The organism is Staphylococcus capitis subsp. capitis (assembly GCF_040739495.1).
Classification (GTDB): domain Bacteria; phylum Bacillota; class Bacilli; order Staphylococcales; family Staphylococcaceae; genus Staphylococcus; species Staphylococcus capitis.
In genome coordinates, this window is record NZ_CP145263.1 from 1,932,212 (window position 1) to 1,949,263 (window position 17,052).

10 protein-coding genes and 2 pseudogenes are annotated in these 17,052 nt (G+C 33.2%); all 12 read right to left on the reverse strand.

Annotated features, from left to right (window positions below; translation table 11 throughout):
• Positions 1–466: 466 nt before the first annotated feature.
• Entirely contained in the window at positions 467–3,301 is a 2,835-nt protein-coding gene (gene uvrA / locus V6C74_RS09620) for an excinuclease ABC subunit UvrA (RefSeq protein ID WP_002452749.1), read from the reverse strand.
• A 7-nt stretch (positions 3,302–3,308) separates the two neighbouring features.
• Positions 3,309–5,294: an excinuclease ABC subunit UvrB gene (uvrB, locus tag V6C74_RS09625; RefSeq protein WP_002433232.1), complete on the reverse strand. Its 1,986-nt coding sequence runs from the start codon at positions 5,292–5,294 to the stop codon at positions 3,309–3,311.
• Between the two features lie 278 nt (positions 5,295–5,572).
• Positions 5,573–5,809 (reverse strand): CsbA family protein, encoded by a 237-nt coding sequence (locus tag V6C74_RS09630; protein ID WP_002452748.1) that lies wholly within the window; start codon positions 5,807–5,809, stop codon positions 5,573–5,575.
• 5 nt (positions 5,810–5,814) lie between these two features.
• Positions 5,815–6,456, reverse strand: coding sequence for a YfbR-like 5'-deoxynucleotidase (locus V6C74_RS09635; protein ID WP_002452747.1), 642 nt, complete (start codon positions 6,454–6,456; stop codon positions 5,815–5,817).
• A 386-nt stretch (positions 6,457–6,842) separates the two neighbouring features.
• Positions 6,843–7,622: pseudogene (locus V6C74_RS09640) on the reverse strand (CHAP domain-containing protein).
• A 332-nt stretch (positions 7,623–7,954) separates the two neighbouring features.
• Positions 7,955–9,071, reverse strand: a protein-coding gene (gene prfB, locus V6C74_RS09645) for a peptide chain release factor 2 (protein WP_100209050.1) whose coding sequence is annotated in 2 segments (ribosomal slippage) — positions 7,955–8,998 and positions 9,000–9,071 — 1,116 coding nt in all. Because the reading frame shifts where the segments join, the coding sequence is not laid out codon by codon here.
• A gap of 204 nt (positions 9,072–9,275) precedes the next feature.
• The gene (secA, locus tag V6C74_RS09650) at positions 9,276–11,810 is read right to left on the reverse strand and encodes a preprotein translocase subunit SecA (protein ID WP_002452744.1); all 2,535 of its coding nucleotides are present in this window, start codon (positions 11,808–11,810) and stop codon (positions 9,276–9,278) included.
• Positions 11,811–12,332: 522 nt separating this feature from the next.
• The gene (locus V6C74_RS09655) at positions 12,333–13,109 is read right to left on the reverse strand and encodes an N-acetylmuramoyl-L-alanine amidase (RefSeq protein ID WP_002452743.1); all 777 of its coding nucleotides are present in this window, start codon (positions 13,107–13,109) and stop codon (positions 12,333–12,335) included.
• A 313-nt stretch (positions 13,110–13,422) separates the two neighbouring features.
• Positions 13,423–13,998 carry a ribosome-associated translation inhibitor RaiA gene (gene raiA / locus V6C74_RS09660; RefSeq protein WP_002452742.1) on the reverse strand — a complete coding sequence of 192 codons (576 nt, stop codon included), beginning with the start codon at positions 13,996–13,998 and terminating at the stop codon, positions 13,423–13,425.
• 61 nt (positions 13,999–14,059) lie between these two features.
• On the reverse strand, positions 14,060–14,737 hold the full coding sequence (locus tag V6C74_RS09665) for a ComF family protein (protein WP_029625723.1): 678 nt from the start codon (positions 14,735–14,737) through the stop codon (positions 14,060–14,062).
• Positions 14,730–16,011: pseudogene (locus V6C74_RS09670) on the reverse strand (DEAD/DEAH box helicase family protein). Before V6C74_RS09670 ends, V6C74_RS09665 begins: the two are co-directional and overlap by 8 nt.
• Positions 16,012–16,138: 127 nt before the next feature.
• The gene (fakB1, locus tag V6C74_RS09675; protein ID WP_002452739.1) at positions 16,139–17,005 is read right to left on the reverse strand and encodes a fatty acid kinase binding subunit FakB1; all 867 of its coding nucleotides are present in this window, start codon (positions 17,003–17,005) and stop codon (positions 16,139–16,141) included.
• Positions 17,006–17,052: the final 47 nt, after the last annotated feature.

Below are 17,052 nucleotides of genomic sequence, written 5' to 3' on the forward strand. Positions count from 1 at the left end.
ATTATAATATCCCTTCGTATCTATTCTCTATTCTATTATCATATCAAAAATGAACTCACAATCTATATTAAAATGGTGATTTAAATTTTAAAATATTCTTAAATAACCATTAACTCAAATATGTGAATGTCAAATCTTTTTAACTTCTAACAGTGACTATCTTAATTAATCACGTATTGTAGAACTGAATTCGTGTCTATTCTTTTATTTTATAAAGAAAAACACAAATTTTAACATGCGTATCTTGTTAAATACTTTTTAAAATCAATCCCATTAGCAAAGTATGAATATATTACAATAGTAGGATAGTGTTGCATGAATATAATAAAAAAATTTAAAAAAGTTATCAATTTAAACAAGAATTAAGACCGGGACAAGATTCATGTCCCAGCCTATCGAAGTTGGTTAGCGTTAGTAATGGGTAACTAAAGCTTTGAAGTTTTGCTTTTACTAACTAACTATTTAATTATTCAATAGTATCTCTTTTTAAAACAGGTTTTAAATACGCTCCCGTATAAGAGTCTTTATTTTCAGCGATTTCTTCTGGAGTACCAGTTCCTACTATTGTACCTCCGCCTTCTCCACCTTCAGGTCCGAGATCGATAATGTGATCTGCTGTTTTAATCACATCTAAGTTATGCTCAATAATCACAACTGTATCACCGTTTTCTACTAATCGATTTAAAACTTTTAACAAGCGACTAATATCATCAACATGCAATCCAGTTGTAGGTTCATCAAGGATATAAATAGAACGTCCTGTAGAACGCTTATGCAATTCAGAAGCTAATTTTACACGTTGAGCTTCACCACCTGAAAGAGTTGTCGCTTGCTGTCCTAGAGTGATATAACCTAAGCCGACATCAACAAGTGTTTGAAGCTTTCGATTTATTTTTGGAATATTTTCAAAGAAATGTGTTGCTTCTTCAACAGTCATTTCTAATACATCAGCAATATTCTTTCCTTTGTATGTTACTTCTAAAGTCTCTCGATTATAACGTTTACCGTCACATACTTCACAAGGGACATAAACATCTGGTAAGAAATGCATTTCTATCTTAATGATACCGTCACCTTTACAAGCTTCACAACGTCCACCTTTAACGTTAAAACTAAATCTACCTTTTTGATATCCTCGAATTTTAGCTTCATTCGTTTGAGCGAAGACATCTCTTATATCGTCGAAAACACCAGTATAAGTAGCTGGATTTGAACGTGGAGTTCTACCAATTGGAGATTGATCAATATCAATAATCTTATCTAAGTGATCGATACCATCGATTTTGTCAAAATCTCCAGGTTTTACTTTAGATTTATTAATTTTTTGAGCAAGAGATTTATATAAAATTTCATTAACTAATGAACTTTTACCTGAACCAGACACTCCAGTAACAACAGTCATCACTGATAATGGAAAATCAACATCTACATTTTTGAGATTATTGCTTCTAGCACCTTTAATGCTAATTTTTTTATCAGTTACTTCTCGTCTATGCTCTGGAACGTCAATGCGTTTTTTTCCACTTAAATATTGACCAGTTAATGATTTTTTATCTTTCATTACTTTAGCAGGTGTGCCGCTTGAAACAATTTCTCCACCATGATTACCTGCTCCCGGACCAACATCTACCAAATAATCTGCTGCTCTCATGGTATCATCATCATGTTCAACAACAATTAACGTATTTCCTAAATCTCTCATCTCTTTTAATGTACTTATTAGGCGATCATTATCTCTTTGATGTAACCCAATAGAAGGTTCGTCTAATACATACAATACGCCAGTTAATCTTGAACCTATTTGGGTTGCAAGACGAATACGCTGTGCTTCCCCACCTGATAAAGTACCAGACGAACGATTCAAGGTAAGATATTCTAAACCTACATTATTTAAGAAAGATAATCTTGAAATAATTTCTTTAAGGATTTGGTTCGCTATCGCTCTATCTTGCTCACTTAATTCAATATTTTCATAGTAATTCAACGCATTTTTAATGGAGTACTGCACGACTTCACCAATGTTAAAACCACCAACATAGACAGATAAAGCTTCCTGACTTAATCGTTTACCATGACACGTTTCACATGGAAGTTCTGTCATATACTTACTCATCATTTCACGTGTATATTCAGAAGGAGACTCATGGTAGCGTCGATTGATATTAGGAATGACTCCTTCGAATACCATTTTGCGTTTACGTGTTCCACCGTTACGTTGAGTGAAAGTAAACTCAATTTCTTTATCTCCAGAACCGTGCATCAAAATATTTTTTTGTCTATCTGTTAGTTTTTTATATGGTTTATCCATATTAATCTTATAAACTTCACATACACGTTTTAACAATGTTGGATAAAAGTCAGAACTTGTTGGCTCCCATGGTTCAATTGCACCTTCATTTAATGATTTATCTTTATCAGGAACTACTAAATCCATGTCTACTGTTAGTTTTTGACCAAGACCATCACATGTTGGACATGCACCAAATGGACTATTAAAACTGAACATTCTTGGCTCTAACTCACCAATTGAGAATCCACAAATTGGACATGCATGATTTTCAGAAAATTTCAGTTCATCACCATCTATTACATCAACAGTTAAGTTACCTTCCGCTAATTCTAAGGAAGTTTCAATTGAATCTGCTAAGCGTGTTTCAATTCCATCTTTAACAACTAAGCGGTCAACAACAACTTCGATAGTATGATTTTTATTCTTATCAAGTTCAGGTACTTCATTTACATCTACGATTTCTCCATCGACACGTAAGCGTACATAACCTTTTTTACCAATGTCCTCAATTAATTTTTCGTGTGTTCCCTTTCTATGAGAGACTACAGGTGCAAGAAGTTGTATTTTTGTACGTTCTTCAAGTTCTAAAATTCTATCCACCATTTGTTGAACAGTTTGAGATTCTATTTCTATTCCATGATGTGGACAATAAGGTTTACCTACGCGTGCATAAAGCAGACGTATATAGTCATAGATTTCAGTTACAGTTGCAACAGTTGACCGTGGGTTTTTACTAGTTGTTTTTTGATCTATAGAAATGGCAGGTGATAAACCTTCGATTGTATCAACATCTGGCTTATCCATTTGACCTAAAAACTGACGTGCATATGCACTTAAAGACTCCACATATCGTCTTTGTCCTTCCGCATAAATCGTATCAAACGCTAACGAAGACTTACCAGAGCCTGAAAGCCCAGTCATTACAATAAGTTTATTTTTGGGTAGTTCAATATCTACTCCTTTTAAATTGTGTGCACGTGCGCCTTTAACGACTATTGACGGTCCTTTCATTTAAACGTCACCCTTCTGCTTTTAATTCAAATAACATATCTCTTAATTCCGTTGCTTTCTCAAAGTCTAAATCTTTAGCTGCTTTTTTCATTTCTTTTTCTATATTTTCAATCGTTTTTTGTCTTTCTTTTTTAGTCATTTTCTTAGGTAGTTCTGTTTGTTTCTGATCGTTCGTCTCATCACTTTCCACTGTAGCACTAATAACATCGTGTATTTTCTTATTAATAGTTTTAGGAGTTATGCCATGTTCCTTATTATGAGCTGTTTGAATATCTCGACGTCTTTGTGTTTCATCAATTGCATATTGCATTGAATCAGTAATTTTATCTGCATACATGATTACTTCACCTTTATCATTACGTGCTGCACGACCTATTGTTTGAATTAAAGAACGATCTGAACGTAGAAATCCTTCTTTATCAGCATCAAGTATAACTACTAGAGATACTTCAGGTATATCAATACCCTCTCTCAATAGATTGATTCCTACAATAGCGTCATAAGTTCCCATACGTAAATCCCGAATAATTTCTATTCGTTCTAATGTTTTAATCTCAGAGTGTAAGTAGTTAACTTTAATACCCGCTTCTTTCATATATGTTGTTAAATCTTCACTCATTTTTTTAGTTAATGTAGTTACTAATACACGTTCATCTCTATCTATTCGTTCTTGAATCTCACTGAGTAAATCGTCTATTTGATTTTCAGTCGGACGAACATCAATTTTAGGATCAAGTAATCCAGTTGGACGAATAATCTGTTCAACCATTTCATCAGTGTGTTCTAATTCATAAGGTCCTGGCGTAGCAGAAACATAGACAAGTTGTTTAGTTTTATCCTCAAACTCTTCAAATTTTAAAGGTCTATTATCAAGTGCACTTGGTAGACGGAATCCATGATCTACAAGCACCTGTTTACGTGCTCTGTCACCGTTATACATACCACGAATTTGTGGTAAAGTAACGTGTGATTCATCAATCATCACAAGCCAATCGTCACCAAAATAATCAAGCAATGTAAAAGGCGTTGAGCCTAGAGGTCTCAATGTAAGATGAACAGAATAATTCTCGATACCTGAACAGAACCCCATTTCACGCATCATTTCTAAATCATAATTTGTGCGCTGTTCAAGGCGTTGAGCCTCTAATAATTTATTTTCATCGCGTAATTCTTTAAGTCGTTCTTCTAATTCTTTCTCAATGCGTTCAATTGCAACTTTCATTTTTTCTTCACGAGTTACGAAGTGAGAAGCTGGGAAGATAGCAAAATGTTCACGTTCTCGAATTACTTCACCAGTTAAATAATTGACCTCTCTGATACGATCAATTTCATCCCCAAAGAACTCTACTCTAATACACATTTCTTCTCTAGAGGCAGGGAAAATCTCTACAACATCTCCACGCACTCTAAATGTACCACGTTGGAAGTCAATGTCATTACGTGTATATTGGACATCTACTAATTTTCTTAGCAATTCACTACGATCCATTTCCATTCCAACTCTAACGCTAACTACTAAATCTTTATATTCTTCCGGATTACCTAAACCATAAATACAACTTACACTAGCAATAATTATTACATCATCGCGTTCAAATAATGCACTTGTAGCCGAATGACGTAATTGGTCGATTTCATCATTGATGGAGGCGTCCTTTTCTATGAAAGTATCTGTCGATGGGACATAAGCTTCTGGTTGATAATAGTCATAATAACTTACAAAATATTCTACTCTATTTTCAGGGAAGAATTCTTTAAACTCACTATAAAGCTGTCCAGCCAATGTTTTATTATGGGCAATAATTAATGTAGGCTTCCCAACTTCTTTGATGACGTTACTCATAGTGAATGTTTTACCTGTTCCCGTCGCACCAAGTAAAGTTTGATGTCGCTTCCCATTATTAACACCATCAACAATTTTTTGTATCGCTTGGGGTTGATCCCCCTGTGGTTCAAATTCAGAATTCAACTTAAATGGAACATGTTCAACCATTCTGACATACGCCTCCTATTTGATTTCTCACTCATTTAGAGTTTAACATTCACGTTTATAAACTTAAGTTTTATTATATTCTATTCTAACAAATTTATAACACTCAAAGCAAACGTTTGTTCGCTTAGGATTTTTTGAAAATAAAAACAAACATAGCGAGACACCATGCTTGTTTAAAAAAGTTATTTAATTTAAGTCTTTGTTGTTTAAAGATACTATAAAACAATCTTCTTGAACCTTCAAAAGATTTGTTTGTCCTTATACATATTGATAAAACCCTAACGAGAATCATCTTGGTTCTTATGAAATTTCAATTTATCAATGATGAGATAGCCTGCTAGAAGACTCACTACATCTATAAAAATAATCCATTCATTATGGAAAAAACCTTTATAAATCGAAGTACCTATTAATATTAGTGTTAATAATGTACCTATCCATTTACTTCTAGTGACAACACTAAATAATACCACTAATATACAAGGAAAAAAGGCGGCACATGCATACCAAATCATTATCGTCACCCATTTCTTCTGTTTAAGATTGTCATAGTCGTTTCACGTAACTCAGTTCTTGGAATGAAGTTTTCCGTAAGCATTTCGGGAATAACATTGTCTATGAAGTCTTTCACTGAATTTAAATGATCAAATTGAATAATTGTTTCTAGGCTCATTTCGTAAATTTCAAAGAATAAAGGTTCTGGATTACGTTTTTGAATTTCTCCAAAAGTTTCATATAATAAATCAATTTTGTCTGCCACAGAGAGAATCTGACCTTCTAAAGAATCATCTTTACCTTCTTGAAGTCGTTCTCGATAAACATTTTGATATTGTTTAGGAATCTCTTCTTTAATAAATGTATCTACCATTTCTTCTTCGACTTGGGAGAATAATTTCTTTAATTCTCTACTGGCATATTTAACAGGGGTTTTAATGTCACCGGTAAAAACTTCAGCAAAATCGTGATTTAACGCCTTTTCATATAAACTTTTCCAATTTATTTCATTTCCATGGTATTCTTCAACAGTTGCTAAATACTGGGCAATTTTAGTCACTTTAAACGAGTGTGCAGCGACATTATGTTCAAAATATTTAAACTTACCCGGTAGTCTTATTAACTTTTCTAAATCAGAAAGCCTTTTAAAATATTGATGTACACCCATATCACGATACCTCCCTGTAAACGAAGTTTGTCTATTTACTTATAGTTATTATATCAAGCCATACTATTATTGAAAGTAAATTCATATTTTTATATATTAATTTTCTATAAAGATAAGAGATTCTAGTTTATACATACCTAAAACTCTCGATTTCTGATAATTAAATTTCATTGAGCGTTTAAGTAGCCTTCTTAATACGTTGATGACATAGTATTTATCCCTTAATATACAAAAACAAGGCTGAAACAATTAACATTGTCTCAACCTTGTTTAGCATAATTACACTAATAATCTAATCCATAAATAAGTGTTTTAATCTTTTATTTAATACTTAACATCCCTATTTGGATGAACTTATTTCTCTTTCACTTATATCAATTATTCTTTTAATGAATATAATTATAAGAACCTGGATTATAAATTGTTCTATAAGATTTAACGTTTACGCCACCGTTCCAGTTCATTTCAGAAACAGTTAATGTGCCATTAGGATTTACTGACTCAACTACTCCTACATGTCCATATGCACCTGCACCATTTTGTCCTGGAGCACTTTGGAAGATCGCTCCTACTTCAGGTGTATTGTTTACATTGAATCCAGCTTGGCTAGCTGATGCTGCCCAGTTACTAGCATTACCCCATAAACTACCAATTGGTCTACCTAATTCAGCACGACGATTAAATGCGTAGTAAGTACATTGACCATCAGTATACAAGTTACCCGCATTCGCAACACTTCTTAAACCGTTATAAGAAGTTTGTGATACATTGATTGGTGTTTCATAATTTTCATAAGTAACACCTGACTCATCAATTGAAGTCGACTCATTAGTAGTTTGAGGAATAGCGATTTCCTCGCTTTCAAATTGCACTGGTTGAGCACCATTCTCTGAAACAACTATTTTATCACCAGGGAAAATAAGTGGTTTAATTCCCGGGTTTAATGTATATAATTACTCTAAAGTGATACCGTGTTCTACTGCGATATTATATAAACAATCTCCTGCTTTAACTATATACGTTCCTAAGTTAGATTGATTCGTTGAAACAACGTCTGATGAATTTACGTCCTGTTGAGACGCCTCTGATTCTTGAGCGTTAGCTGCAGTGTTGATTGCAAAAAATGCTGCAATCGAACTTAAAGTTACAGTTAGCGTTTTTTTCATCTAGTTGTCATTCCTTTGCTGATTTGTTCTTAAATTTACAAGTCTAAATATAGCACATCATATCCTCTAGATGTTTAATGTTATAACGATTTAATATAACAGTAAAAAGAGAATGATTACAAAAATACTATATAAAACGCTAACTATCTTTACAATAACGGTGTAAAGGGTTACTTTTCCGAATATAAAACTCTATCTGGTAATATATTAAATTGCAAATTACATATTATTAATAAAAATTATAATACGCAAAATATTTCTGGCTAAATACTCATCACATTAAAAACCTCATTTACTAATCGTGAAGACTAATAAATGAGGATTTTAAACCATTAACTTTCTTGATTGTCCATTTCTTTTCTTAAATATGCCTCTATAAATGGCCCAATATCGCCGTCCATAACAGCATCAACCTTACCAGTTTCTTCATTTGTACGATGGTCTTTAACCATAGAATACGGATGGAAAACATAAGATCGTATTTGACTTCCCCATCCAATTTCTTTTTGTTCGCCGCGAATTTCAGCCATTTCACGTTCTTGTTCATCTAGTTTTAGTTGGTATAACTTAGATTTTAACATCTTCATTGCCGCTTCTCGGTTTTTAATTTGTGAACGTTCATTTTGGTTATTTACTACAATACCTGATGGATGGTGAGTAATTCTGATAGCTGATTCTGTTTTATTGATGTGCTGACCACCGGCTCCTGAAGCTCTAAATGTGTCAACTGTTATATCATCTGGATTAATTTCTATTTCGATTTCATCATTATTGAAATCTGGAATCACATCACAAGAAGCAAATGACGTATGACGTCTACCTGATGAATCAAATGGCGAAATTCTAACTAATCGATGCACGCCTTTTTCTGCTTTAAGGTAACCATAGGCATTATGACCTTTAATCAATAACGTTACACTTTTCACGCCAGCTTCATCACCGGGTAAATAGTCCACTGTCTCAACATTGAAACCATTTTGTTCACAGTAACGTTGATACATTCTTAATAACATACTCGCCCAATCTTGTGATTCTGTTCCTCCAGCTCCAGGATGAAGTTCAAATATGGCATTATTTGCATCATGTGGCCCGTCTAGAAGCAACTGTAATTCAAATTGATCCATTTTATCTTTAAATTGAATCACATCGCTCTCAAGTTCTTCTTTCATATCTTCATCATATTCTTCTTGTAACAATTCTCTGGTTGCACTCATATCATCAACTTCATTGGCTAAATCACGATACCCATTTACTATCGATTTTAAGGCGTTATTTTTATCTATAATTTCTTGGGCTTTACTTTGGTCATTCCAAAAGTCTGGGTCTGCCATCATTTCTTCGTATTCTTGAATATTAGTCTCTTTATTTTCTAAGTCAAAGAGACCCCCTAATTTGATTTAAATTATTTTGGTATTCATCAATATTACGTTTAATTTCAGATAATTCCATTGATTTTCTCTCCTATTACTGAATCTTTAGCGCTTTTAGTATTTATCATACTATATCTTACATGAAATTCGTCTTCATGAAAATTAACCTTCAAACTTTTAAAACTTTGAAGGTTCGAAATCAATATCAATAAATAATAATAAAGACCGAGCCATTTGTATGCCTCAGTCTTCATTATTAAACAATACACTATTTAGTGCTTAATTATGCTTGGCCATGGCAATTTTTGTACTTTTTACCACTACCACATGGACAAGGGTCATTACGCCCTACTTGGTAACCTTTTACAATAGGTTGAGATTTTACTTTTTCTTTACCATCTTCAGCTGTAAGGTGTTTACCCTCACCTAAATCTTTTGTTTTTTCACGTTCAATATCATCTTCAAATTGAACTACAGATTTTAAGATATATTTACAAGTATCTTCTTCAATATTTTGCATCATGATATCAAACAATTCATGACCTTCGTTTTGATAGTCACGGAGAGGGTTTTGTTGTGCATATGAACGTAGATGGATACCTTGACGTAACTGATCCATTGTATCGATATGGTCTGTCCAATGACTATCGATAGAACGTAATAAAATCATACGTTCAAATTCGCTCATTTGATCACCTAATTTTTCTTTCTGACGGTCATAAGCTTTTTCGATTTTTGCCCATACAACTTCAAAGATGTCTTCAGAATCTTTACCATTAATTTCAGACTCCGCTAAGTCTCCCTCTTGTAAAAAGACATCATTCACGTAGTTAATAAATGGTGCATAATCAGGGTTGTCATCATCTTCATTAACGTAATAGTTGATAGCTCGTTGAAGTGTAGAACGTAACATAGCATTGACTACTTGTGAACTATCTTCATTATCTATAATTTCGTTTCGTTCATTATAAATAATTTCACGTTGTTTACGTAGTACTTCATCGTATTCAAGGATACGTTTACGCGCATCAAAGTTATTACCTTCTACGCGTTTTTGAGCAGATTCAACAGCTCTTGATACCATTTTAGATTCTATTGGAGTTGAATCATCCATACCAAGTCTATTCATCATTTTTTGTAAACGTTCTGAACCAAAACGAACCATTAATTCGTCTTGAAGTGATAGATAGAAACGACTGTCACCTCTATCACCTTGACGTCCTGAACGACCACGTAACTGGTCATCAATACGACGTGATTCATGACGTTCTGTACCTATTACAGCAAGTCCGCCAAGGTCTTCAACACCATCGCCAAGTTTAATATCTGTACCACGTCCAGCCATGTTTGTCGCAATTGTAACAGCACCTTTTTGACCAGCGTTCGCAATGATTTCTGCTTCACGTTCATGGTTTTTCGCATTTAATACATCGTGTCTAATACCACGTTTTTTAAGTAGATTTGAAATATATTCTGACGTTTCTACTGCCACTGTACCTAATAAGATAGGTTGTCCTTTTTTATGCTTATCAACAACATCTTCAACTACAGCGTCAAATTTACCCTTTTGACTAATATAAATTAAATCTGCCTTATCAATACGTTGGACAGGTTTATTCGTAGGAATTTGAGTTACTGTCATATTGTAAATATTACGAAACTCTTCTTCTTCAGTTTTCGCAGTACCAGTCATTCCAGCTAATTTATTATACATTCTGAAATAGTTTTGGAATGTAATAGATGCCATAGTCTTAGATTCATTTTGAATGGTCACACCCTCTTTAGCTTCGATAGCTTGGTGCAATCCTTCAGAGAAACGACGTCCTGGCATCGTACGTCCTGTGAATTGGTCCACAATAAGTACTTCACCATCTACAACCATATAATCCACATCACGTTGTAACGTTACATGCGCTCGTAATGCAGTATTAATATGGCTAATGATTTCAACGTTTTGAACATCATATAAATTGTCCACTTTAAACATACGCTCAGCTTTGTCAGCACCTTGTTCGGTTAGATGAACAGCTTTTGTTTTTTCATCATAATTATAGTCATCTTCTGCTTTAAGCATCTTAGCGAATACATTAGCTTGAGTGTATAATGATGTAGATTTTTCTGCTTCACCAGAAATAATTAAAGGTGTTCTCGCTTCATCAATTAAAATAGAGTCGACCTCATCAATAATTGCAAAATGTAATGGACGCATAACTCTTTCTTCAGCGTAATTCACCATATTATCTCTTAAGTAGTCGAAACCAAGTTCATTATTTGTACTATAAGTAATATCTTGTGCATACGCTTCGCGTTTTTCTTCAGTAGATTTACTATTTAAGTTAAGACCGACAGATAAACCTAAGAAATTATATAATTCGGCCATCTCTTCACTTTGAAAACTTGATAAATACTCATTGACTGTAATAACGTGAACGCCTCGACCAGCCAAAGCATTTAAATAAGTTGGCATTGTCGCTGTTAAAGTTTTACCTTCCCCAGTTCTCATTTCAGCGATATCGCCTTTATGAATCGCAATACCACCCATAACTTGTACTCTATACGGAATCATATTAAATACACGTTTAGAGCCTTCACGTACGAGTGCATATGCTTCAGGTAAAATTTTATCTAAATAATCATTTTGTTTTTTAACATCATCAATTTCGGATAATTCTTTTTGAAACGCTTTAGTTTTTTCACGAATTTCTTCATCAGTTAATATAGCAGTGTCTTCCTCTAACGCGAGTACTTTATCTGCTAGTTTACCTAAGCGTTTTGTTTCTTTTTTATTGCCGTCAACAATTTTCAATAAAAATCCCATTACATGCGTCGCTCCTTTAGCTAAAACTGTTTGGCTTACAACAATTTATCTTATCATTAATACCATTAAAATTATACTTATATACTCATACTTTGAGTCTTTCGATTATCTTCCTTGTTACTCTCTTTACTAAAAATGAACTTCAGATTAGCTATTACAAGTTTGAATTAATGGTTCAATAAATCCCTATAAATCAACAACATATTTATTTTAACACGATAGAAACAATTTTTTCTCGTCATAAATAAATAATTTTCGAATATATTATAAAAAGCGTAGTTTAGACAACTGAAAATGAAATTATACAATTTTAGAATCGTCAAACCACGGTAGCATAATCAAAGATATGTGTCCATCAATAAACAATTGAATGATTGAGTGTAATAGAAGATACATTAATAATAATGAAATTGTTTATTTTAAAAAATATAATCTTATAGTAAGAGCAAACAAACGAATAAGGCTAGAAGCCTAATATAAGCTCCTAGCCTCGTCTAATGCATGTATTACGGTTATAAAATCTTACGCCATATTATCATAGTAATATTGGATTAATTCAAACATTTGATGCATATCATAACCCCATCTTGCATAGTACTCATACGGATCAACATGATCGGTTCCACCCCAATATCTGCTTACTGCGTTGTGACTGATAACAGAACCTTTACCTTCATTTTCATCAGCAAGTGTTGGAGTAATTCCATTTTGTTTTAACATGAATGCTGCAAGCCATGCTTGGTTATTCACTGATTTCGCAAAATCTTCAAAGTTATACATTCTTACTAGTTCAATTTGATAGAAGTAAGGATTTGCTTTAGGTCCAGCACCCCATACATAATATTTTGAAGGTGCAGTAAGATGTATTTCTTGATTATCAACGAATGCGTGTACAAATGCTGTATTGTATGTTGCATACATGTTATCAACCCATTTTTGTAAAGAGCGATGATCTTCTCCTACCTCATGGATTACAACACCAATATATGTACCTTCCTTATATTCCAATTTTGGAAGAGTGTTCATACGTGGGTCATTGACCACATGGGAATGTTGAAGATGATTTTTAATAATATATTGATTTACTTTAGAGTCTTCAAACGTAGGTTCCTCATCAGTATTAGCTTTCTTCAATTTATCAGTATTCCCTGAGAATTGTGTAGTAGCATTATTTTGATTTTGTGGATTCACCATTGTTTGTTTAGAGGATAGACTTTGGGCATGACTCACAGGTGTATAAAATAGCGACATAGACATCAACATAATACATGTAGAAAAAAGAATTATCATTTTAGGCATAAATTTTCACCCCTTTCTTTTCGTTGTAATTATTAAAATTATTATTTAATAATTTCACTTATAGTATTAATCTAATAACAAATTAAAATAAAGTATTTATTTGCATTAAAAATGAAATATTTGTGTATATTATTAAGAATTTTCTAAAAAATAAATTTCTATACAATTAATTAGATAAAAAACCTCAAATCAAAAAAGAGTAGCCTGTTTAGCCACTCTTAAACTTATACAATTAAAAAAGAGACTTCCTATTACTATAAATAGAAAGCCTCTATAATCGCTTCACATATTACTAAATATGTCTGTACAATTTTTATTCAGTTGTTTCAATTAATCCGTATTTACCGTCTTTACGTCTATAAACAATACTTGTACCGTCTGTCTCTCTATCTGTAAAGATGAAGAAATCATGTCCTAATAAGTTCATTTGTAATACTGCTTCTTCTGAATCCATAGGTTTTAAACTAAATTGTTTTGAACGGATAATTTCAATATCGCTATCGCTTACAGGTTCTTCTGCACCACTGACTTCTTCAGGTGATGCTTCTTGTACTTCAGCTACAAAAACTTCTTGATCTCCACGATCTCTATGTTTACGATTTACACGTGTTTTATATTTACGTACTTGTCGTTCTAATTTACCAGTGATTAAATCAATGCCAGCGTATAAATCATCATGTCTTTCTTCAGCTCTTAATGTTACATCTTTTAATGGAATAGTAACTTCAATTTTAGTAGCTGAGTTAGAATAAGTTTTAACTTTAACATGTGCTACTGCATTAGGCACATTATTAAAATAACGCTCCAACTTACCAATTTTGTCCTCAATATAGTTGCGAATTGCATCTGTGATAGTGAGGTTATCTCCATGAATTTCAAATCTAATCATAGTAATCTCTCCTTTAACCTCTTATATTGGTAATGCTTACTTATATTTTACCACGTTTGGTTTATCGTGCAAACTCAAACACTTTGAATTTTCTGACATTTAATGATAATAATTTACACCCTGCATGATGTATTGTTAATCCTGTTGTATAAATATCATCAATGAGCAGTATTACTTTATCTTCTAAGTCGATGTCTACTTCCTTTACATAAAACGGATTGGAGGCATTAGCACGCTCTAATTTACCTAATTCAGATTGTTTAGGACGTATATTGGTTCCTAAAACATTCACATAATCAACGCCCATTTTATCTAAAACTGTAACAACTGGATTATATGTTCTTTCAGCATCGCGTTCAAATGGCGATGGTATAGGAACAATTAGATCATAATCTGTTTGAGGCAACTGCAATTTTTGTGATAACACATTAGAAAGTTCATAATCCCGCATGAATTTATATTGTTGTAACGTATCTTTCATTATACCTTGATATCGATATTGGCAATATAATTGATCCATCAATTTGAATTCCTTTTCCAAAAATTGGCAATCTAGACAGACATTTGAATTGGAAGTTTTTATGTTTAGGCATTTAGAACATCTATCCTCATGATTTGTGATTGTTATATTATTCCACAACTGTTCACAACGTTCACAAAATTGAGAGGGTGGTTTGAAGATATTATATACATGAATGACTTCTTTCAATGGCGTCATACATTGAATACATCTAGGCATCTAGCCATCCTCTTTCATAGCCTAAACGATTCATCTCAGTAATATCCTTTTTAGCTTTTATCATTGATAGACTTACACCCTCATGAAGAAATAATACAAGGCCTTTGGGTTCTTCCATTTTACGTCCTACACGTCCTGCTATTTGTATTAACGCTGCTTTAGAAAATGTTTCGGCATTTATGACGATAACGTCTAGTCTTGCCATGGTGAATCCTCTTTCCAGTATAGTCGTTGTAAAAACAATTGAGTGCTCACCTCGACGAAGTGCTTCTACCTTGTCAAATCTATATACGTCTTCACTATAGACACATATGAGATTAGGAATATGAGCCCGATACTTATGATATGCATCTTTCATAGTTTCGATATGATTAAAAAATACCAAAGTGTACCGTTGTTGTTTAATTTGTGCTTGAAAAAGATGAATTAACTGAGATTGGACGCGAGAAGTATTTAATTTGAAATGTTTAAAGTGAGGTACGGGTAGTGGTTGTCTATGAAATCGTGCTGGAAGTTTAATCACTTTATGAGAGGACATTTGTTTAATAAGTTGACGCGGTGGTGTTGCTGTCATATAAATATGAGAATGAATTGCTTTAGAAGCGGTTTGTATTGCTAACGAGAGGTTGGGATCCATAGATAATGGAAAGGCCTCGACTTCATCAATGAACACAGTGTCAAAGTGTTGTTTGAATCTATATAATTGATGCACTGTTGCGATAACAAAATGCCCATTATACTTTTGTGATTGTTTCTGATGCAAAATATCTATTTGTTCATCTTTAAAAGCCTCTTTGATACGATGGCTAATTTCAATCACTACATCTACTCTAGGTGATAATATAGCCACATTGTGTCCGAGTTGTCTTGCCAAACTAATTCCATCAAACATCATTTCTGTTTTACCTGCACCTGTTACTGCATATAGTAAGAGATCTTCTGCATTTTTAATTGCTTTAATTATAGCGTCAGATGCATACTGTTGTTGCTTAGACAATGTAAAAGGTAATTCAAACTTCCCTTTAGTAGCTACTTGTACACTTTCAGTAATTCTATAATCTGTGATGCTATCCATCCTTCCTAATTGAATACATCGCCTACAGTAAATGATTTCTTTTTCTAAAAAGGAAGAATAGTACTTTGACATATAATTATGATCTTTATTACCACATTGAATACAATAACTGTAACCTTCTTTTTTAATAATGCCGAGCAATTTTTTCATCATTTAACTGAATTGTTGGAAAGATGAGTTTACCGTAATGTTTAATCATATATTCCTACTTTCTAACTAAAAAAGCCTAAAACACTTTAGAAAATTCAGTTCTTTAATAATTACATGCCGTAATCACTAAAGTTCTCATTCTCTTAAATGTTTCAGACTTTAATTGAACATATTTATTAATTAATTTCAATTTTTCTAGGGAAGTAACCTAGTCCTAAACCACCAGAACCTAAATGCGATGCAATAACTGGGCCGAATTCGGAGTATTGAATATTCACATTAGGGTAGTCTTCTTTAAGTTGTTGTAAAAATGCTTGTCCATCTTCTTTTTTATCTCCGTCAATGACAAATACAGTTACTTCATCCAAGTCTTTAATCAATTCAAAGATATTTGATTCTAAAGATTTAAAAGCACGTTTTTTCGTACGCACTTTTTCATGCGGATGAATTTTACCATCTTCTTCTAAGCGAAGTACAGGTTTCATTTTTAACAACGTACCTACCCACGCTTGAGCACCAGTGATACGCCCACTTTTTTGCAAATTCTTAAGGTCATCTACAATAAGATACGCACCTATATGCTCTCTTACTTCTGTTAATTCATTTATAATTTCTTCAGCTGTGTAACCTTTTTCTACTAATTGAATTGCATAGATCACAAAGCTTCCTTCAATCATCGCAGCAAGACGGCTATCGAATGTGTGCACGTTTACACCGCCAACCATTTCTCCAGCTTGTGTAGCGGATTGATGACTTCCGCTAATACCACTCGATAAGTTAATAACAATGATATCTGTGTATCCTTCATCTCTGAGCTTTTCATAGTTTTTTAACCATTCTCCAATAGCGGGCTGGCTTGTCGTAGGTATTGTTTTAGATGAAGCCATTTTCTTATAAAAATCATCTATTGAAAATTGGTCATTCTCAGTAAATGTATGCCCATCATCAAATGTCACACTTAATGGAGCAATCGGTATATTATATTTGTCAATGATTTCTTGTGGTAAATAGCCTGTTGAATCGGCCATTACTGCAACCTTCATAGTAGTCCTCCTCAATTATACTCATTGTCATAATACAATATTTTTAT